Raw genomic sequence first — 19473 nt, forward strand, 5'->3', positions numbered from 1 at the left:
TTAAGGTCGGCATCCTCGCCGGCCTCTTTCTTTTTTATGCCCGCCTGATTAACGTTTGCACACCCTTTTTTATAACCAAATATAAACAATAGTGCTTTTATTAATCGTATATAATTACGTTTTAAAATGAGTTGTTAATATTTTAGGGTCAGAGCAAGCGTTTATATGAAAATATTCACTAATAAATTTGCCAGTAAAGCTAAGCAGTTTTATATCGGTATTGTGCTGGTAGGCTGTGTACTGTCTGCGATGGTTTATTATCAGGCAGAAACCATTAAGCGCACCTCATCGACCTTAATGGAACAGCAAATTCCGGCGCTGCGCGATATTCGATTAATCGAAACCTACCTAGTAAAGCAAGAACGCTTATTATATGAGTATTACGCAACGAGTAAGCGTGAACTTTATTTAATCGACTTTTTAGAAAACCATGTACGTATACTTGCGCTAATAAAAAACCTAGATCAAAACCACAGCACATTAGCGCTAGAAAGCAGCTTAAGTGATGAGTTTAAAAGTGGTTTAGACTTAGCACTTAAATTACACGAAAACTTATCAAGCAGCAGCACTAGTTGGGATTTAGCCAGAGCACAACTAGAGCAACTCACCGAACTGCAAGCCCAAGTGATGGGGCACTTAACAAATGCAGAAACGATTATTTCAAATGCAGTTGATAGCGGCTACAAAGACACCGAAAGCAACCTGCACACCACAGTCAATATTGTGTTTTTGTTTACGTTTGCCATAGTGCTGGTAAGCATTTATACAGGGCGTTACGCATCTAAATTTATAAAGCTTAGTGCCCGTAACGAACGTTTAGCGCTATTTCCAACGCGCAACCCTAACCCAATTGTGAGTTTAAGCGCCAACCTTGAGCTTAACTACTGTAACCCTGCCGCTATTGCTATGCATAAAGCGTACGTAAGCGATAAACATAGCACGCCCATTGCATTACTAAGCCCTAATATAAAGCAGCAACTAATAGACACTAAGCAGTCGGCTAGTCATGTTGAGCGTTTTTATACACAGCTAGATAACCATTACCTCACTTACCAAATACATTGGCTGCAAGAAATAGATGCCTTTGATATACACATACGCGATGTAACGGAGCAATTTGAGGCAGAGCGCTCATTAGAGTATTTAGCCTTTCATCACCCGTATTCAAAGTTGCCAAACCAAGCCAGTTTAGAAACATACACCAATGAGCTAATTTCGCTTGAGCAGCCTTTTAGTTTAATGCTGATTGATGTAAGCCACTTTAAGCTATTGCTTGAGCAATATGGTTTATCGGGCGCTAACGAGTGTATAAATGCCTTTGCTACGCACTTATCGCGCAGCGCTAATAAATTTTCTCAGCAGCTAAAAAGTAAAAACAAACTGACCTTCTACCACATTGCCGATGCAAACTTTGTGGTTATTTATACCGAGCAAGATTGCTCGACAACCCTAGATGACTTACTCAAAGGCGTACAAAGCCGTTTAAGCCAAGCTATTAGCACACCGTACGGTGAAATGCGCATGAGCTTTAACTGCGGTGTAACACGCTACCCAACCAGTAATGACTATAAAACGCTTCTACTGCACGCCAATATTGCCTTAGAAGAGGCAGTAAAACGTAATATTCCCTACGCTCATTTTGATACCGAAAGCGGAGTTAAGCACGCCCAGCAGCTGCATATTGCTCGGCGCCTTGATACCGCCATTGAAAAGCAGCAGTTTGAGCTTTATTTTCAGCCTAAAATGCACCTTAAATCGCAAACCATAAACAGCTGCGAATGTTTAATTAGGTGGTTTGATAATGGGAAATTTGTCTCTCCGGCACAGTTTATTCCTATTGCCGAGCACAGCGGGTTTATATTGCCATTAGGCGAATGGATACTTGATAGTGCCTTTGCCCAAGCTAAAAAATGGCATCAGCAAAACTTAAATATCCGCTTGGCTATTAATATATCGGCAAGGCAATTTACACAGCAAGACTTTGTGCAAAGCATAAAACAGCGGTTGGCACATTTTAACGTGCCCGCGCATTTAATTGAGCTAGAAATTACCGAAACCGCCATTATGGACGATGAAGAGTTTGGTATTTCAGTACTGCAGGCGCTGAGTGCACTGGGTATTAGCTTATCAATTGATGACTTTGGTACGGGCTATTCGTCGCTGGGTTACTTACAGCGTTTTCCGGTAAATAAATTAAAAATAGATCAGTCGTTTGTGCGCAATATGGCCACAGACACACGGGATCAGGCTTTAGTACTGAGTATTTGCCAATTAGCTAAAAACTTAGGGCTCGATATTATCGCCGAAGGCGTAGAAGAGCATGCCCAACTTGAAAAACTAAAAGAGTATAACTGCGACCTAATTCAAGGGTACTTGTTAAGCCGGCCAATACCAGCAAACGAATTTGAAGCATTTTTAGCTAAAGGCGTAAGTTTTTAAGGCGTTTTGCTAATGTATGTTGGGTAATTATTAGTGATAGAATGGCCCTATAAAAGCTTCTATCGCTCATTTTACAAGCCACACATGTGAGCAAAGAGCACTACATTATTAAATAAGGTCGTTGTGTAATGCTGTTGATGATCGACAACTACGATTCGTTTACTTATAACCTAGTACAATACTTTCAGCGCTTAAACCAAGAGGTGCTGGTAAAGCGTAATGACGAAATATCTGTTGCGCAAATTAAGCAACTTAACCCCAAGCATATTGTTATTTCTCCGGGGCCTTGTACGCCAAACGAAGCGGGCGTGTCACTCAATGTCGTTGAGCAACTAAAAGGCATTTATCCTATTTTGGGTATTTGCTTAGGGCATCAAACTATAGCGCAAGCGCTAGGGGGCAAGGTTATACGTGCTAAGCAAGTCATGCATGGTAAAACCTCACCTATTGTTCATAATAATAAGGGGGTATTTACCGGTTTAGAAAACCCGCTTACTGTGTGTCGTTATCACTCGCTGGTGGTCGAAAAACACAGTTTACCGAGTGAATTAGCCATTACCGCATGGAGCCAAACCGAGCAAGGTGAGTTTGACGAAATTATGGGGCTACTTCACACAGAGCTTGCTCTTGAAGGCGTGCAATTTCATCCCGAGGCTATTTTAACAACTCAAGGGCTCGAATTGCTTGCTAACTTTTTATCTCGCTTCTAACCTTACAGTAACCACCGAATGGTAATACTTATACTGAATGGACTTTATGACTGAACTTGCGTCGCAAAAGCGAATAGCCTCAATGCTTGACCAGCGTGCTCACGACTTGATGCTTGGCCATAGTTTTGCACATCAACAAATTGGCTTTATTCATACGCTGGAAATTGATTATGGCGAACCAATGAAGCAACGCACTTTATTAGAAGTAGAAGTTGCCGCACAGCATAAACGCCAGCAAAGTAGCACCGCGCATCATAAGTACCGAGCACAAGCGAGCAAGCAACTTCATAAAGTAATAGAAACAGCCATATTTAAGCAATTAGAAGATATGGATGCTGTTATTCAAAACACCATAGGCATAGAAGATAACGTTGCTACCATGCTAGATATACTGGCGGTTAAGTCGGCAAGTGTTGGGCGTTTAGAGCCATTGGTAAATGATTCTAGTTGGCTTGGCCGCGAATTAGTGTCATTGGTAAACCTGCCTTACTACCGAAAGCAGCGCAGCAAAAGTACCTCAGTTAAAGTAGACAGCCCCGCACTTGCACTGCGCTATATTGGCCTTGATAACTTACAATTGGTAATTCCTACTTTTGCTATGCGCCATTGGATGCCACACAGCACAGAGCCATTTCCATTATTAAAACGCCGCCTGCGCGATGCCGCCATGGCCAATGCAATTGCGGCGCAAAAAATTGCAGAGCTTAACGATGTAAACCCCGTACATGCGTTTACACTGGGCATGCTTATAGATGTTGGGCGTATTGCCTTAGTGCGTTTGTACTTAAAAACCTTTGAACAGGTATGGCAACGCAAAGTGCAAATAGCACGCGAAGCACAGCAAAAAGATTTACACACGGCATTGATGGAGCTAAAGCCAGATCCCTTATTTTTAACCACGTTGTTAAGTAATAAGTCGCTTGAGTTAAGTGCTAAAGTTATACGAAAAATGGCTTTTAAGTTTTTGCCGTTTAATCATGTTATGGCGCAACTTGTTCATGGTATTGAGCAAAGTAGTGATGTTTTCCCTATGAGTGAAGTCATGCTTAAAGCGCGATGCTATTCGCAGTATTTAAATCTAAAACAGCACCAACTTATTGAACAAGATGAAATGCAGGCATGGTTTTCGTATCATCAATTCACTAAAAATGAGCTAAAAGCCCTCGAAACAAGCAATTTTACCAACCTTGCTATTCAAATTGACTAAAAAGCAGCTTACTCGCTGGTCCTTATATCGGTAAATTGCCGTTGGTGGCGGCAAATTTTCATTAACTATTGAATTTTTTGTTAATTTTTTTGCGACTATTCATTCATTAACATCTCCCCAAGCACACCTCGCTTTAAGCACTTAATGTAAGGCGCGACTCACTGCGCAGGCGCATAAGTATTAAAAAATGGCATTTATTTTCTATGCAGATAGTTATTCACTATCTATGAAATAATATCCCAAGGCCTTTATTTTAAAGGCCTGCATGAAAGTTTTTAACGAGACAGCACCACAAATATCTGAAATAATGAGCGCCTGAAAATTGAACCACAAGGCAGTTTTACGCTCAACCTTTTGCTATTTAGTGCGTAAATATCTTGGTTACATTTATAACCAAACACCTATTTTGATGTTTTGTGTTGCTCACAATTAAGAGGAAAAAAAATGACAGTCAATCGCGAATTATTTGATCACGTAATGGTTCCTAACTACGCGCCTTCAAGCGTTATTCCTGTTCGAGGCGAAGGCTCTCGCGTATGGGATCAACAAGGTAAAGAATTTATCGACTTTGCCGGTGGTATTGCTGTTAACTGTCTTGGCCATTGCCATCCTGCATTAGTAGGTGCATTAAAAGAGCAAGGCGAAAAAATTTGGCACCTATCAAACGTAATGACTAACGAACCTGCGCTGCGTTTAGCTAAAAAAATGGTCGATGCGACCTTTGCTGAAAAAGTTTACTTTGCAAACTCAGGCGCAGAAGCAAACGAAGCTGCACTTAAATTAGCTCGTCGTTTTGCACTTGATAAATTTGGTGCTGAAAAATCACAAATTATCTCATTTAACAAAGGCTTTCACGGTCGTACGTTCTTTACCGTAACCGTAGGCGGGCAAGCTGCATACTCAGATGGTTTTGGTCCTAAGCCAGGCGACATCGTACATTGTGATTACAATGACCTAGCTGCATTTGAAGCGCTAATTAGCGACAAAACATGTGCCGTAATGATGGAGCCACTGCAAGGTGAGGGCGGTATTATTTCGCCAACTGACGAATTTGCACAAGGCGTTCGTGAGCTATGTACTAAACACAATGCACTGCTTATTTTTGATGAAGTACAAACAGGTGTTGGCCGTACTGGTGAGCTATACGCATACCAAGGTTTAAACGTAGTGCCTGATATTTTAACGTCAGCTAAAGCACTTGGCGGCGGTTTCCCTATTGGCGCTATGCTAACGACTACTGAGATTGCACAGCACTTAAAAGTAGGGACTCATGGTTCTACTTACGGTGGTAACCCTCTGGCGTGTGCAGTAGCTGAAGCCGCATTTGATACTGTAAATACCCCTGAAGTNCTGGCGGGCGTAAAAGAAAAAGCAGCATTATTTAACGAGCTTCTTAACGCGGTAAACGAAAAATACAACGTGTTTAGCGAAATTCGTGGCCAAGGTTTATTAATTGGTGCAGCCGTTAACGAGCAATACAAAGGCCGTGCTAAAGAGTTTTTAGTAGCAGCTACCGAGCAAGGGCTTATGTCGCTTGTAGCGGGTGCTGATGTAGTACGCTTTACGCCATCGTTAGTAATCACCGAAGCGGATATTCGCGAAGGTATGGCGCGTTTTGAAAAAGCAGTAGCAAGCGTAGTAAACGCTTAAGCGCGTTAAACCACCTTATTAAGGGCAAGCCTGCTTGCCCTGCATATTCTATTTACCGTTATTGATAAGGGAGCAAGCGGACTCATGATGATCCTTCGCCCAATCCAGCAAAATGATTACGCAGCGTTATTAAAAATTGCCCACGAATCGGGTCATGGTTTTACATCTTTGCCGTTAAACGAAGAGTTACTGCAAAAGAAAATTGACCATTCTGTAAGTTCATTTGCTAAACAAACGTCACAACCTGGTGACGAAGGCTACCTGTTTGTTCTTGAAGATACCGAAACCGGTGAAGTAGTCGGTACTTCAGCTATTGAAGCTGCAGTAGGGCTTGATGATGCGTTTTATCATTACCACTTAAGTAAAGTAATTCACTCATCACGCACGTTAGATGTATACAAAGCGGTTGATATTTTAACCCTATGTAACGACTACACCGGCGCGACAGAACTATGTACCTTATTTTTGAAAGATGGCTATCGTAAAAACTGTAACGGTAAACTTCTTTCAAAAGCGCGCTTTATGTTTATAAAACAGCATGAGCAGCGTTTTGCACAAACAGTAATAGCAGAAATGCGCGGCGTGTCTGACGAGAACGGCAGCAGCCCGTTTTGGCAGTGGCTAGAAGAGCACTTTTTCTCAATGGACTTTCCTACCGCCGATTACCTAACAGGTATAGGCCAAAAAGTGTTTATTGCTGAACTAATGCCAAAGTACCCAATTTACGTAAACTTGCTGAGCAAAGACGCTCAAGCGGTGATTGGTAAAGTACACGACAACACACGCCCAGCTATTGAGCTATTAAAAAATGAAGGATTTACCTTCAACGGTTACGTCGATATTTTTGATGCGGGCCCTACAGTAGAAGCAAAAGTAGATAACATTGCCACTATTCGTAATGCGAAAGACTTTAAAGTAGAAATAGGCGAAGCATCGGGCGATACCATGGTACTGCTTGCTAACGGCAAGTTAGAAGATTACCGTGCAACGGTTGCAGCACTTAGCTTTGATGAGCGTGCAAGCAGCCTTATTTTATCGCAACAAATAGCCGATGCCCTACAGCTACAATCGGGCGACACCGTAAGCGCAACCCCAGTTTAATTAAGGAGAAAGTATAATGACTCATCCTGCACAATTTATTAATGGTCAGTGGTCACAAGGCCAAGGCAACGCATTTAATTCAGTAAACCCTGCAAATAACGACGTTATTTGGCAGGCATCTTCAGCGACTGCAGAGCAAGTAGATAGCGCAGTAAATTCGGCGCGCGAAGCATTTTACAGCTGGGCAGATAAAAGCTTTAACGAGCGCCTAGAGATAGTTAAAACCTTTGCAGCAACACTTAAAGAGCACAGCGAAGAGCTTGCTGTTGCGATTGCCCAAGAAACCGGTAAGCCACTGTGGGAAACGCGTACAGAAGCGGGCGCTATGGTAGGTAAAATTGCCATTTCTGAAAAAGCATTTTTAGAGCGCACTGGCGACGTTGAAAACGCTATGCCGGTAGGGCGTGCGATGATCCGTCATAAACCACATGGTGTAGTTGCCGTATTTGGCCCATATAACTTCCCTGGGCACTTACCTAATGGCCACATTGTGCCAGCGCTTTTAGCCGGTAACACAGTAGTATTTAAGCCATCAGAGCTTACGCCAATGGTGGCAGAGCTTACGCTTAAACTATGGGAAAAAGCCGGTTTACCTGCCGGTGTAATTAACCTTGTTCAAGGTGAAGTAGAAACAGGTAAAGCCCTTGCTGCGCATAAAGGCATAGATGGTTTATTCTTTACGGGTTCTTCGCGCACTGGACATATTTTACATGAGCAGTTTGCGGGTCAACCGGGTAAAATTTTAGCGCTTGAAATGGGTGGCAATAACCCACTGATTATTAAAGATGTGGCAGATACTAAAGCCGCGGTACACGATATTATTCAATCGGCGTTTATTTCAAGCGGTCAACGTTGTACTTGTGCACGTAAAGTATTTTTACCTAAAGGCCAGCAAGGCGATGACATTTTAGCGCGCCTTATCACTGCAACTAAAGCCATTAAAGTAGGCAACTACGATGATGAAGATCAGCCATTTATGGGCTCTATGATCTCATCTGCGGCTGCAGCAGGCATGGTAAAAGCACAAAACGAGCTGGTTGAGCTTGGCGGTGAAGTACTAGTAGAGCTTGAGCACACAGCCAATACTGGTTTTGTAACACCGGGTATTATTGAGTGTTCAGCAATTAGCGACTTCCCAGATGAAGAGCACTTTGGCCCATTATTAAAAGTGTTCCGCTTTGATGACTTTGACCACGCAATTGATAAAGCAAACGATACCAGCTTTGGTTTATCAGCAGGTTTATTAAGCGATAGCGAAGCCGACTACAATCACTTTTTACGTCGTATTCGTGCCGGTATTGTTAACTGGAACCGCCCAATTACAGGCGCATCAAGTGCAGCCCCATTTGGTGGTATTGGCGCATCAGGAAATCACAGAGCAAGCGCATATTATGCAGCCGACTACTGTGCATACCCTGTAGCTTCGGTAGAACTTGAAAAAGTAACGATGCCAGCAACACTAAGCCCAGGCTTAAAAATAGATTAATTACTGTTCTATTTGTAGTTATAAAGAATGAGAAAAGCAGCTTAGGCTGCTTTTTTTGTATTGGTATCGCGCAAAGCTAGTAATTAGTGGCGCTTTCTGCTTAAATCTATGCAATTAGTTATTCAAAGGTGAAAATCACAATGGTTTTAGACAGGCAAGGGTACGATGACTTGATCATGTATCTAACTCAAAATTTAGCGTTATTTGAGAAGCCAGGCGAAATCAAACCCGGTGCCCCTACCGTTATGGAACTCATAGAAGACGTAATAGCGCATAACGTTATGCTAATTTGTGAACAACATACCAATCTTAATACCGAACAACGCAGCCAAATAGTGCGCGAGGTAGACGGTATTGTTTACGACTTACAAGAAGTACTAAGCAGCATAACCTCACAACCCGTTACGGTTGAACAACACGCATTTATAGATGAGTTTGCTGGGCTTATTAAAAACTTATTTGATAACGCGGTAACACAAACCTCTTAACGTTACCCGTTAACACAGCGCAGTATTACCTAATAACTGCGCTCCTATTACTTCTCGCCTTATTAATAACACCACTAAATTTAATCTCAGCGCTCACGTATCGTTGCAGATTGTTATACAATCAACAAAATTTTTTTAGAGATAAACACATGCAAGCAAATGTAAAATGGGTTGAAGGCGACACCTTTATTGGCCGTTCTAATTCTAATCACAATGTAGTTTTTGATGCCGGTAGCGACAGCGCTGCACCAAGTCCAATGGAAATGGTACTTATGTCGGTAGGCTGTTGCTCGTCGGTAGATGTTGTAAGTATTTTAAAAAAAGCCAAACAAGATTTTTCTGATGTGCAAGTACAACTAAGCTCAGAGCGCGCCGAAACAGCGCCTCGTGTATTTACTAAAATTAATTTACACTTTGTTGTTACAGGCAATAATGTCTCGGAAAAACACCTTGCGCGCGCGGTTTCGCTCTCTGCTGAAAAGTATTGTTCTGTTGCTTTAATGCTTGATAAAACAGTAGAAATTACCCACAGCCACGAAGTTGTGCAAGAACAGGTAAAATAACGCTTTTTCCGTGAGGAAAATTCGTATAAAATCCGCGAACTTTTCATTCTGCAGGTGCAGATTTCACTAATTTATAGGTTGGTTTATCATGAACAAACCCTTCGATAAACTTAAACTTCATGGCTTTAATAATTTAACCAAAAGTTTAAGCTTTAGTATTTACGACATTTGCTACGCAAAGACCGAGCAACAACGTAAAGAATACATTGAATATATCGACGAGCAGTACAGTGCAGATAGACTAACCGACATACTAGGTGATGTTGTTGATATTATTGGTGCTAACATTTTAAATGTGGCGCGCCAAGATTATGAACCACAAGGCGCAAGTGTGACTATTTTGGTTTCGGAAGAGCCGGTAGAAGAGCAGCAAAATTACGATGCTGACGAAGCGCCAGGCCCATTACCAGATTCCGTTGTTGCGCACCTAGATAAAAGCCACATTTGTGTACATACCTACCCAGAAGCACACCCTGATGATGGTATTTGTACATTCCGTGCTGATATTGAAGTATCTACCTGTGGCATTATTTCGCCACTTAAAGCGTTAAACTTCTTAATTCATAGCCTTGAGTCAGACGTAGTAACCATTGACTACCGCGTACGTGGTTTTACCCGCGACGTAAACGGCGTTAAACACTACATTGACCATGCAATTAACTCGATTCAAAACTTCATGACAGAAGATACCAAAGAAGCGTACCAAATGATGGACGTGAACGTGTATCAAGAAAACCTGTTCCACACCAAAATGATGTTAAAAGAAACCGACTTAAACACTTACCTGTTCGGCCTATCTACTGATGAGCTGTCGGATGAGGAAGAAGAAGAAATTCGCTCTAAACTAACCCGCGAAATGCAGGAAATATTCTACGGTCGTAACCTACCAGACGCAGAATAAATTAGTTTAAAAGCAATTTAGTTGTATTAAAAATGGCGCTCAGTGAGCGCCATTTTTTATGTGGGGCATTTATAGCAATTCGCTTAATTAAGCATGCTGTAAATAAGCGCACATACGGCTAGTGAGCCCACAGCAAGTACAAACAATGTGCTTAAACGGTTGCGGTATTTACTCAGCGAAGGCACTTTGTATACGGCAATCATTGGCATAATAAATAAAATCATCGCAATGATAGGGCCAGAGAGCTGATCCATCATGTCTAAAATGCTTGGGTTTTTAACCGCGCAAAACCAAATAGCAAAAAACATAATTAATACGCCAATTTTGTCGGCTACTTTAGCACTTAAGCTTGTTTGCTTAGTCACCAAACCGGTAAAGCTTTCACGTGCACCTAAAAAGTGCCCTAAAAACGATGACGTAATCGCAATAAAGGCAACCAGCGGCCCAAGGGTCGCGATATACGAGTTACTGGTGATATTAGCAAGGTAAGATAAAATCGATACGTTAGCCGCTTTAGCAGCCGCCATTTGCTCGCTAGTAAGCGAAAGCACGCACGAAAACACAAACAGCAGTACAAATACAATAAGCAGTAAGCTAGTGCGCTTTAAAATAGCCTCAGCCTTATTAGTGGCCTGATTGCCATAATGCCCACGCTGCACGTTCACAAAGCTTGAAATAGCCGCCGCATGGCTAAACGAAAACACAATAATAGGAATAGATAACCACAGCGTTTTTGTAAAGCTGCCCGCCTCAGGTAGGCTCATATCAGGCATTTGCCAGCTAGGGATTAAATAGAGCGATAAGCAAAATAAAATACCTACAAGCGGATACACCAAAATAGCGAACGCGCGCAGCATTAAGCGCTCACCGCCCATCATTAGGCTAATCATACCGGCAACCAATACACCCGAAAGCAACACGCGAGAAGGTGACTCAAGGCCCATTTGGTTAACCATAAAGCTGTCAACGGTATTGGTTAAGCCTACGCCGTAAATAAGCAAAATGGGGAATATAGATAAAAAGTATAATAAAGAGATTAATCTACCCGCCGTTACACCAAAGTGCTCTTCAACAACATCAGTAAAATCTGAATCTTTGTTTTTAGACGACAACACAAAGCGGGCTAAGCCACGGTGTGCTAAAAAGGTCATTGGAAAGGCTAAACACGCCATAATAATAAGCGGCCAAAAACCACCTATACCAATGTTAATAGGTAAAAATAAAATGCCCGCGCCAACGGCGGTACCAAAAAGGCTTAACGTCCACTGCGTATCGTGCAGGTTCCATTTAGAAGTAGGTGTGTGTTCACCTGTTGTTGATGCATTTGAAAGCGTTGCATCTTGTGATGGTGTCATGTGTGTGCTCATCCATTATTTAAATAATAATCGCGCGCAAGAATATAGTTTTTAGCTAAAAGTTTCATGTTTTGAGGGGGTTTGTAGACTAATTAATTAGACGCCGTTGCACCAAAAGTGTCATGAATACGAAACGGCGCTGTAAAAATAAACAAATACCCGAACCAGCACAGTTGTAGGTTGGGTAGAGCGAAGCGAAACCCAACACGCCATTGCTCCTCTAAATTCTTACTTTATTTTAGTTATAGTGTTTTAGATTTTAGTGAGTAGATGTGGCAACGGATATCTAAAAGCTTGAGTGTCCTTACTTATTGTAATGACTTCGTTAATAATTATTTCCTAACTAATTAAGGGGTAATAGTATGAGCAATAATTCTATAAAGTGGCACAAGAAACCAAGTGGTATATTAGCTTTAAATATTTTAGGTAGCATAATTGCTGCGCTTATTTTTACCGTAATATTTTCAGGGGCTGTTATGAAGAGTAAATACCTAGATATTAATGAGCAAACCATTAATGAATTAGAGGAGGCGTGGGAGTACCTTAATAAGCACTTTTATAGTGAGTTAAATTTAGAAAGAGACCGCCCTTTAGTGTCGGAAGATCCACTTGGTAAACTTGCATATTTCATGGAGCTTGGGATTTACCCACCACCTGAATTACTTCTCAAAATATCAGAGATTTATGAAGTGTATATGCTACAAGCTGGTAAAGTTGATCTTGAAGAATCATTTTATGGAAAGCCTATTAAAGGCATTGGAAACTTTTCTGGGCGAGAAGCAAAAAAGCAAGACGTTAAATTTTTAGAGATGACGTTATCTATGGAAGCTATTAGTAATGAAAAGAAAAAACGTTCGCAATATGAAGTAGCCGAAGAATATTTGAGAGCTAAAGGCTCAGACGAAGATCCTGAACACTTATTAAGAAAGTTGCGTAGATACAGAAATAAGCCTGCTAACTAAAGCATACAACAAGCGCTTTATACTAGGCAATGGTCTCCTCGATGTGTAGTACCCGTTAACCATCCTCGCTATTTCGCACTAAAAAACTTGTCTACCAATTGATAAAGCGTACTGAAACACAGCAACGTTATAAACATACCAAGTGATAATATAACCTTTTCTTTTAGGGGTTGTTCAGGCTTTTGGGCTAATATGCTTTTTAAGAAATAAAGAAAGTAAAATAGGTGCACGCACCGATGCCTATAATCAGCATAAAGAGCCGCTTTATTAAATTACCTTCAGTAGGAGGAATTTCCTCACCGGTATACGGTGTATAAATACTTATTTTTAATATAAATGCATAGATATATCTATAACAGAAGAAAAATACTAACACGCAGAACAACAGCTTTTCTACTGACTCAAAACCTATGAAAAAAGTAGCTCCTAACACAAACCATAAAATGCCAAACAATAAAACAATAACCTTCTTTTTATCCATACTGACTGCCTTTATTTTTTCTTTAAGTTCTTTATTTATAAACCTTAAAAGGCGTTTTAGTTAACAGATTAGGAGTGGTCATCTATTGATAATATACAGAGCTAAAGCTATCACTTATCTTGCTGACAACTGATAGCTAACCACTCGAAACTGCTCTTATCCCTCTAAAGCCGAAACAATAAAATACGGATTCAAATACTCATCTTTGGTGTTATAAATAAGTGGGCTGCCATCGAGCTTGGTTACTTTAGCGCCGGCTATTTCAGCAATAGCATGGCCAGCTCCCGTATCCCACTCACAGGTTGGGCCTAAGCGCGGGTAAATATCAGCACTGCCTTCGGCAACTAAGCATAATTTTAGTGAGCTGCCTTTTGAGACCATTTCAACGTCGTCAAAGCGTTTTACAAACTCGGCTAAATCGGGTGATGGGTGCGAGCGACTGCCCACCACGCGGATTAACCCTTTATTAGGTTTGGTGGTTACTTTAAGCTCGATGCGCTCATCGCCTTTATCTTTAAACGCGCCAATGTCGTTACTGGCTAAGTACGATACGCCAAGCGCGGGCGCATCAACGACAGCAAGCACAGGTTTGCCGTTTTCGATTAGGGCTATATTTACGGTAAATTCGCCGTTCTTTTTAATAAACTCTTTAGTGCCGTCGATTGGGTCTACTAACCAGTAGCTTTTCCATGTTTGACGAATGTCCCAGCTTATATCAGCGCTTTCTTCGCTAAGTATAGGTGTGTCGGGTGTGAGCTGTTTTAGCCCTGTCACAATGACTTTATGAGCTGCTAAGTCGGCGTCGGTTACTGGGCTTTCATCGGCTTTGTATTCAACGTTAAAGTCCTTTTCGTAAATCCCCATTATGGCTTGGCCTGCTTTGCGGGCAAGGATGAGGGTTTCTTCTAGTAGCTCGGTTTGGTTCATTGGGGTTAACCTATAATATGCTTTTGTTTTAGATACGTTATCAGTTGTGTAACCGATTGGTCTAGGGTGTTTTTACTGGTATCTAAAATTATTTCTGGGTTGTTGGGTACTTCGTAGCTTGAGTCGATACCGGTAAAGTGTTTAATCTCACCTGCACGGGCTTTTTTGTATAAGCCTTTAGGGTCACGGCTTTCGCATACATCAAGCGGGGTATCTATAAATACTTCAATAAACTCGCCGTCATCTACTAGGCTGCGCACCATGTCGCGCTCTGCTCTAAATGGCGAGATAAACGCGGTAAGTACTAATAGGCCGGCATCGGTCATTAGTTTTGCGGTTTCGCCAACGCGGCGTATGTTTTCGATGCGGTCTTCGTCGCTAAAGCCAAGGTCTTTACATAAGCCGTGACGTACGTTGTCGCCATCAAGCAGGTAAGTGTGCGCACCTTGCTGATTAAGCGCCGCTTCTAGTGCGTTGGCTACGGTGCTTTTGCCAGAGCCTGAAAAACCGGTAAACCATAAAATGGCCGGTTTATGCTTTTTTTGCTCACTACGCTGTGCTTTTGTGGTTGCGTAGTTATGCCAAACAATATTTTCATCCATAGTGGTGTGTCTCTTGTACTGTAAGCGCCCGTATTAAAAAGGAAATACGAGCGGGATCAAGGTTAATACCGTGATTGAATAAATAATAGAAAGGGGCAAGCCCATTGTTATGTAATCTTTTAAGCGGTAGTTACCCGCGCTGTAAACCATAAGGTTTGTTTGATACCCAAACGGCGATATGAAACTGGCAGATGCACCAAACGCTACCGCCATAATAAAGGGTAGAGGGTCTACATTAAAACCCACTGCTAGCGAGTAAGCCACAGGAAATGAAAGCGCTGCTGCGGCATTATTAGTAATAAGCTCGGTGAATAATACGGTCATTAAAAATATGGCGATAAACGCGCCATAAGGGCCAAAATCACCTAGTACCATAAATAGGGCATCTGATATTTGCCCGGCAAGCCCAGTTTCTATCATTAATTTAGCAAGTCCTATGGCACTGCCTACAACGGCGAGTAGCTCAATGGGAAAGCGACGTTTTACTTCGCTCAGTTTAACTGTACCGCTAAGCAATAAGCCAATGAGTAACACCAGCAGGCCTTTAACTAAAGGAACTATACCTACAATGCTCAACCCTAACACGGCGGCAAAGCCTGCCAATACAATATTAGATTGTTTAGGTTTTAGATGTGTTTGTAAGTCAAACCCCGATATATACACAAATTCGCGGTTTAAATTAGGTAAAGAGTAAAAGTTTTTACCGGGAGCGAGTATTAAGGAGTCGCCGGCTTGCAATTGCACTTGCCCAAGGCCGCCTTGTAAGCGGTCATGCCCTCGGCGAATGGCAATAACAGCGGCATGAAACTGCTCTCTAAAACGTGCCTCTTTTACGGTTTTGCCAATAAACTTTGATGATTGGCTTACAACCACTTCAACTAAGTGTTCTATGTCTTTTTCGTGGTTGTCGTGCACCACTTTTAATCCGTCAAAGCGTCTTAATAAGGGCACCGATTTAATATCGCCAACAAACAGCAGTACGTCGTTTTGTCTAATAATTTGCTGAGGTGTTACTGCGTATATACGCTCATCGCCACGAATAATTTCGGCGAGGAATAAATCTTTTAAATCGCGTAGGCCGTTTTCTTCTACGGTGCGGCCAATAAGTTTAGAGCCTGCCTGCACTTTTCCCTCTAAGTAAAAGGGAATAACCTCTTGTGTGTTTTTGCCGTTGTCGGGCAGGTATTTGAGCATCACTAAAATAGTAATGAGGCCCACACTTAATGCGCCAATGCCCACTAAGGTAAAATCAAAAAAGCCCAGTGGCGCCATACCTGCATCTACGGCAAAACCGTTCACTATTAAATTGGTTGATGTACCAATAAGTGTAATGGTGCCGCCTAATATAGCGGTGTACGACAGCGGTAATAGTAGCTTTGAGGGTGAATGATTTGGGTTGTCTTTTATGGCGGTGATAAGCGATGCCACAACCGCGGTATTGTTAGTAAATGACGATAAAAACGCGGTTGATAAACCAAGCTTTGTTACCGAATTTACTAAGCTCCCTTTAGATAAGGATTGGGAAAGCTGTTGTATGAGTGTGGTTTTTTCAATAGCGATTGAAACCAGCACTAATAATACCAGGGTAATGAGCGACGGGTTTGCGTAGTTTACTAACATGCTTTCAAGGTCAATCAGGCCTGTTAAATAACCCGTACCAATAGCACTTACAAATAACCATGCTGGATTAATGCGGGTGCCAAAAAGGCACCCAACTAAGGTAAGCATAATGCCTGTTAAAACGAGCTGCTCTACCATGCTTTTTTATTCCTAACAGACATTTTTATACTTACAGTTTTGAAATATCAAGCGCTTGCCAATGTGGGAAGTGCTTGCGTACTAAGCTATTAAACTCAATTTCAAAGTCGCTGAAATCGCTGTTTTGTTTTTCGCTTTTTAGTACTTGCTCAATCATACCTGCGGCAACCGTTAAGTTAGATAAACGGTCGATAAGGATAAATGAGCCAGTTTCGTGGTTGTTGTGATACTCGTCAGCTAATATTGTTTCGCTTAGTTCAAGCGTGACAATGGCAATTTCGTTTAGCTGAAGTGAATCGGCTGTGCCGTGCTCTAAAGTGTTTACATCAATAGTGTGGTCAATCTTTTTAACCACGGCTGATGTATTTTTGCTACCTAGTTTAATGTTGTAGCTTTTACCTAGTACCAGCGGCTCTTCGTGCATCCACACAAGTTTAGCTTGTATAAGGTTAGTAACCGTTGCACTTGAGCTTTGCGGCACAATGACATCGCCGCGGCTAATATCAATTTCGCTATTTAGGGTAACGGTAATTGCTTGGCCGGCCTCTGCGTGATCTAGGTTGCCATTAAAGGTCACAATTTCTTTAATGCTTGATGTTTTACCCGACGGTAATACTTTTATTGCATCGCCAACTTGTAATTTACCTGATGCCAATGTGCCCTGAAAACCACGGAAGTTTAAGTTAGGGCGCACTACATATTGCACAGGTAAGCGAGCTTCAAAGCCGGTATCGGTTTCTGCCGCTGGTGAGTCTTCTAAAAGCTCAAGCAATGGCTTGTCGGTGTAATAAGGCGTATGAGCAGAGCGTGTTACTACGTTGTCGCCTTTAAGCGCCGACATAGGCACAAACTTAATGTTTGATACGTTAAGTTGCTCAGCAAATTTAAGGTAGTCGGCTTTGATTTTTTCATAAACGGTTTCGTCAAAATCAACGATATCCATTTTATTAATCGCTACCACAAATTGTTTAATACCTAGTGAGTCACAAATAAAGCTATGACGCTTAGTTTGTACTTGCACACCGTAGCGGGCATCAACCAAAATAATGGCTACATCGCTTGTTGATGCGCCTGTTACCATGTTGCGTGTGTATTGCTCGTGCCCTGGGGTGTCGGCAATAATAAATTTACGCTTAGCCGTTGAAAAATAACGGTACGCTACATCAATAGTAATGCCTTGCTCGCGCTCAGCTTGTAGGCCATCTACTAATAGCGCTAAGTCTAGCTCTTCGCCTGCGTTACCTACTTTTTCGTTATCTTTATGAAGAGCTGCTAGCTGATCTTCATAAATTTGGTGGCTGTCGTGCAGTAGGCGGCCAATCAGTGTTGATTTACCGTCATCTACGCTGCCACAGGTAAGCATACGCAATAAGCTTTTATCTTGTTGGCGTGCTAGGTAGGCGTCTATGCCAATCTCTTTTACTTCGTTAATGGTGTCGTTAGTATTGGTAGACATTAGAAATACCCCTCACGTTTTTTCTTCTCCATTGAGCCTGCTGAGTCGTGATCTATTACACGGCCTTCACGTTCAGATGACGTAGATAGCAGCATTTCTTCAATAATTTCTGTTAGGTTACTGGCTGTAGATTCAACTGCGCCGGTAAGTGGGTAACAGCCTAAAGTACGAAAACGTACCGACTTCATTTGTGGTACTTCGCCCTCAGCAAGTGGCATGCGCTCATCGTCGACCATAATTAAGGTGCCGTCGCGCTCTACTACTGGGCGCTCTTTCGCTAAATAAAGCGGAACCATTTCAATGTTTTCTTGGTAAATGTATTGCCAAATATCAAGTTCAGTCCAGTTAGACAGTGGGAATACACGAATGCTCTCACCTGGGTTAACTTGGCTGTTGTAAGTATTCCAAAGCTCTGGACGTTGGTTTTTAGGGTCCCAACGGTGGTGTTTATCGCGGAACGAGTAAACACGCTCTTTAGCGCGAGACTTTTCTTCATCGCGGCGTGCGCCACCAAATGCAGCATCAAAGCCGTATTTATCTAGCGCTTGCTTTAAGCCTTGGGTTTTCATTATGTCGGTATGTTTACCCGAGCCATGCTCAAACGGGCTAATACCCATTGCCATGCCTTCTGGGTTTTTGTGTACCAGCAGGTCAAAACCGTATTCTTTTGCAAGGCGATCGCGAAACTCAATCATTTCACGAAACTTCCAGTTGGTGTCTACGTGTAATAACGGAAACGGAATTTTTGCAGGGTAAAATGCTTTACGCGCTAAGTGCAAAAGTACCGACGAATCTTTACCAATAGAGTAAAGCATTACTGGGTTCTCAAACTCAGCGGCGACTTCGCGCATGATTTTGATACTTTCAGCTTCAAGTTGCTGAAGGTGAGTTAAAGCCATTGTTAGTCGTCCTACTAAAATGATTAAAAGTGATTAAGTAAAATATAATTATGTATTTGATACGCCGGTTAGCGGCTGAGCAAAGCTACTGGTTTGCTCGTTTTGGCCAAACCATGCAAGCTGCGAGTGCAGGGCGGCTACTTCGCCAATAATAAGTAATGCTGGCGATACCACACTGTTGCGCTCTATTAAATCTGCAAGCTCACCTAATTGCCCCGTAACAACACGCTGGTTTTTACGCGTGCCGTTTTCGATTATGGCAACTGGCGTATTAGCGCTACGGCCATGTTTTAAAAGCTGAGCCTGTATATGTGGCGATTTAATAACGCCCATATAAATAGCTAAAGTTTGATGCGCTTTAGCAAGCGATTGCCAATCGAGCTCTTGGCCATCTTTTTTACAATGTCCTGTTACAAACTGGATGGCTTGTGCGTGGTCGCGGTGAGTAAGCGGAATACCCGCATACGCGCTACAACCAGCGGCGGCAG

18 protein-coding genes are annotated in these 19473 nt (G+C 42.1%); 10 read left to right on the forward strand and 8 right to left on the reverse strand.

Going from position 1 to position 19473, the window contains the following annotated elements; translation table 11 throughout:
* Positions 1–165: 165 nt before the first annotated feature.
* The 9 genes from L650_RS23940 (at position 166) to speD (ending at position 10545) form a co-directional block, all read left to right on the forward strand.
* Complete coding sequence (locus L650_RS23940; RefSeq protein ID WP_085065537.1) at positions 166–2439, forward strand: putative bifunctional diguanylate cyclase/phosphodiesterase; 2274 nt, start codon at positions 166–168, stop codon at positions 2437–2439.
* Positions 2440–2567: 128 nt separating this feature from the next.
* Positions 2568–3149 (forward strand): anthranilate synthase component II, encoded by a 582-nt coding sequence (locus L650_RS0119640; RefSeq protein WP_004588186.1) that lies wholly within the window; start codon positions 2568–2570, stop codon positions 3147–3149.
* A 46-nt stretch (positions 3150–3195) separates the two neighbouring features.
* On the forward strand, positions 3196–4356 hold the full coding sequence (locus L650_RS0119645) for an HDOD domain-containing protein (RefSeq protein WP_029774137.1): 1161 nt from the start codon (positions 3196–3198) through the stop codon (positions 4354–4356).
* A gap of 444 nt (positions 4357–4800) precedes the next feature.
* The gene (locus L650_RS0119650; protein ID WP_004588188.1) at positions 4801–6006 is read left to right on the forward strand and encodes an aspartate aminotransferase family protein; all 1206 of its coding nucleotides are present in this window, start codon (positions 4801–4803) and stop codon (positions 6004–6006) included.
* Positions 6007–6090: 84 nt separating this feature from the next.
* Positions 6091–7107: an arginine N-succinyltransferase gene (gene astA / locus L650_RS0119655; protein WP_004588189.1), complete on the forward strand. Its 1017-nt coding sequence runs from the start codon at positions 6091–6093 to the stop codon at positions 7105–7107.
* Positions 7108–7123: 16 nt separating this feature from the next.
* Positions 7124–8593, forward strand: a complete 1470-nt coding sequence (gene astD, locus L650_RS0119660) for a succinylglutamate-semialdehyde dehydrogenase (RefSeq protein ID WP_029774138.1) — start codon at positions 7124–7126, stop codon at positions 8591–8593.
* A gap of 140 nt (positions 8594–8733) precedes the next feature.
* Positions 8734–9081: a DUF3802 family protein gene (locus tag L650_RS0119665; protein WP_004588191.1), complete on the forward strand. Its 348-nt coding sequence runs from the start codon at positions 8734–8736 to the stop codon at positions 9079–9081.
* Positions 9082–9230: 149 nt separating this feature from the next.
* On the forward strand, positions 9231–9644 hold the full coding sequence (locus tag L650_RS0119670; RefSeq protein ID WP_004588192.1) for an OsmC family protein: 414 nt from the start codon (positions 9231–9233) through the stop codon (positions 9642–9644).
* Between the two features lie 88 nt (positions 9645–9732).
* Complete coding sequence (gene speD / locus L650_RS0119675; RefSeq protein ID WP_004588193.1) at positions 9733–10545, forward strand: adenosylmethionine decarboxylase; 813 nt, start codon at positions 9733–9735, stop codon at positions 10543–10545.
* An 83-nt stretch (positions 10546–10628) separates the two neighbouring features.
* On the opposite strand, the gene L650_RS0119680 is transcribed toward speD, so the two are convergent.
* Positions 10629–11900 (reverse strand): aromatic amino acid transport family protein, encoded by a 1272-nt coding sequence (locus tag L650_RS0119680; protein ID WP_029774139.1) that lies wholly within the window; start codon positions 11898–11900, stop codon positions 10629–10631.
* 362 nt (positions 11901–12262) lie between these two features.
* Here L650_RS0119680 and L650_RS0119685 point away from each other — a divergent pair, with 362 nt between their 5' ends.
* On the forward strand, positions 12263–12862 hold the full coding sequence (locus L650_RS0119685; protein ID WP_029774140.1) for a hypothetical protein: 600 nt from the start codon (positions 12263–12265) through the stop codon (positions 12860–12862).
* Between the two features lie 199 nt (positions 12863–13061).
* On the opposite strand, the gene L650_RS0119690 is transcribed toward L650_RS0119685, so the two are convergent.
* The 7 genes from L650_RS0119690 to L650_RS0119720 form a co-directional block, all read right to left on the reverse strand.
* Positions 13062–13343 carry a hypothetical protein gene (locus L650_RS0119690; protein WP_029774141.1) on the reverse strand — a complete coding sequence of 94 codons (282 nt, stop codon included), beginning with the start codon at positions 13341–13343 and terminating at the stop codon, positions 13062–13064.
* Positions 13344–13499: 156 nt separating this feature from the next.
* The gene (cysQ, locus tag L650_RS0119695) at positions 13500–14270 is read right to left on the reverse strand and encodes a 3'(2'),5'-bisphosphate nucleotidase CysQ (protein WP_029774142.1); all 771 of its coding nucleotides are present in this window, start codon (positions 14268–14270) and stop codon (positions 13500–13502) included.
* A 5-nt stretch (positions 14271–14275) separates the two neighbouring features.
* Positions 14276–14872 (reverse strand): adenylyl-sulfate kinase, encoded by a 597-nt coding sequence (gene cysC / locus L650_RS0119700; protein ID WP_024032040.1) that lies wholly within the window; start codon positions 14870–14872, stop codon positions 14276–14278.
* A gap of 33 nt (positions 14873–14905) precedes the next feature.
* Complete coding sequence (locus L650_RS0119705; protein WP_029774143.1) at positions 14906–16630, reverse strand: SLC13 family permease; 1725 nt, start codon at positions 16628–16630, stop codon at positions 14906–14908.
* A gap of 31 nt (positions 16631–16661) precedes the next feature.
* Complete coding sequence (gene cysN, locus L650_RS0119710) at positions 16662–18086, reverse strand: sulfate adenylyltransferase subunit CysN (RefSeq protein WP_024032042.1); 1425 nt, start codon at positions 18084–18086, stop codon at positions 16662–16664.
* Positions 18086–18985, reverse strand: coding sequence for a sulfate adenylyltransferase subunit CysD (cysD, locus tag L650_RS0119715; protein WP_004588199.1), 900 nt, complete (start codon positions 18983–18985; stop codon positions 18086–18088). Before cysD ends, cysN begins: the two co-directional genes overlap by 1 nt.
* 48 nt (positions 18986–19033) lie before the next feature.
* A partial coding sequence (locus L650_RS0119720; RefSeq protein ID WP_029774144.1) for a uroporphyrinogen-III C-methyltransferase occupies positions 19034–19473 on the reverse strand: 440 nt, incomplete at its 5' end.

It is taken from the genome of Pseudoalteromonas sp. TB51 (assembly GCF_000498055.1).
GTDB classification, from domain to species: Bacteria; Pseudomonadota; Gammaproteobacteria; order Enterobacterales; family Alteromonadaceae; genus Pseudoalteromonas; species Pseudoalteromonas atlantica.

Bases quoted from the DNA above. Each gene is read 5' to 3' on its own strand.
- L650_RS0119645 (WP_029774137.1), top strand. From the start codon at position 3,196: ATGACTGAACTTGCGTCGCAAAAGCGAATAGCCTCAATGCTTGACCAG.
- cysN (WP_024032042.1), bottom strand. From the start codon at position 18,086: ATGTCTACCAATACTAACGACACCATTAACGAAGTAAAAGAGATTGGC.
- L650_RS0119685 (WP_029774140.1), top strand. From the start codon at position 12,263: ATGAGCAATAATTCTATAAAGTGGCACAAGAAACCAAGTGGTATATTA.
- cysC (WP_024032040.1), bottom strand. From the start codon at position 14,872: ATGGATGAAAATATTGTTTGGCATAACTACGCAACCACAAAAGCACAG.
- L650_RS0119690 (WP_029774141.1), bottom strand. From the start codon at position 13,343: ATGGATAAAAAGAAGGTTATTGTTTTATTGTTTGGCATTTTATGGTTT.
- L650_RS0119670 (WP_004588192.1), top strand. From the start codon at position 9,231: ATGCAAGCAAATGTAAAATGGGTTGAAGGCGACACCTTTATTGGCCGT.
- astA (WP_004588189.1), top strand. From the start codon at position 6,091: ATGATGATCCTTCGCCCAATCCAGCAAAATGATTACGCAGCGTTATTA.
- astD (WP_029774138.1), top strand. From the start codon at position 7,124: ATGACTCATCCTGCACAATTTATTAATGGTCAGTGGTCACAAGGCCAA.
- cysD (WP_004588199.1), bottom strand. From the start codon at position 18,985: ATGGCTTTAACTCACCTTCAGCAACTTGAAGCTGAAAGTATCAAAATC.
- L650_RS0119680 (WP_029774139.1), bottom strand. From the start codon at position 11,900: ATGACACCATCACAAGATGCAACGCTTTCAAATGCATCAACAACAGGT.
- speD (WP_004588193.1), top strand. From the start codon at position 9,733: ATGAACAAACCCTTCGATAAACTTAAACTTCATGGCTTTAATAATTTA.
- L650_RS23940 (WP_085065537.1), top strand. From the start codon at position 166: ATGAAAATATTCACTAATAAATTTGCCAGTAAAGCTAAGCAGTTTTAT.
- L650_RS0119640 (WP_004588186.1), top strand. From the start codon at position 2,568: ATGCTGTTGATGATCGACAACTACGATTCGTTTACTTATAACCTAGTA.
- L650_RS0119705 (WP_029774143.1), bottom strand. From the start codon at position 16,630: ATGGTAGAGCAGCTCGTTTTAACAGGCATTATGCTTACCTTAGTTGGG.
- L650_RS0119665 (WP_004588191.1), top strand. From the start codon at position 8,734: ATGGTTTTAGACAGGCAAGGGTACGATGACTTGATCATGTATCTAACT.
- cysQ (WP_029774142.1), bottom strand. From the start codon at position 14,270: ATGAACCAAACCGAGCTACTAGAAGAAACCCTCATCCTTGCCCGCAAA.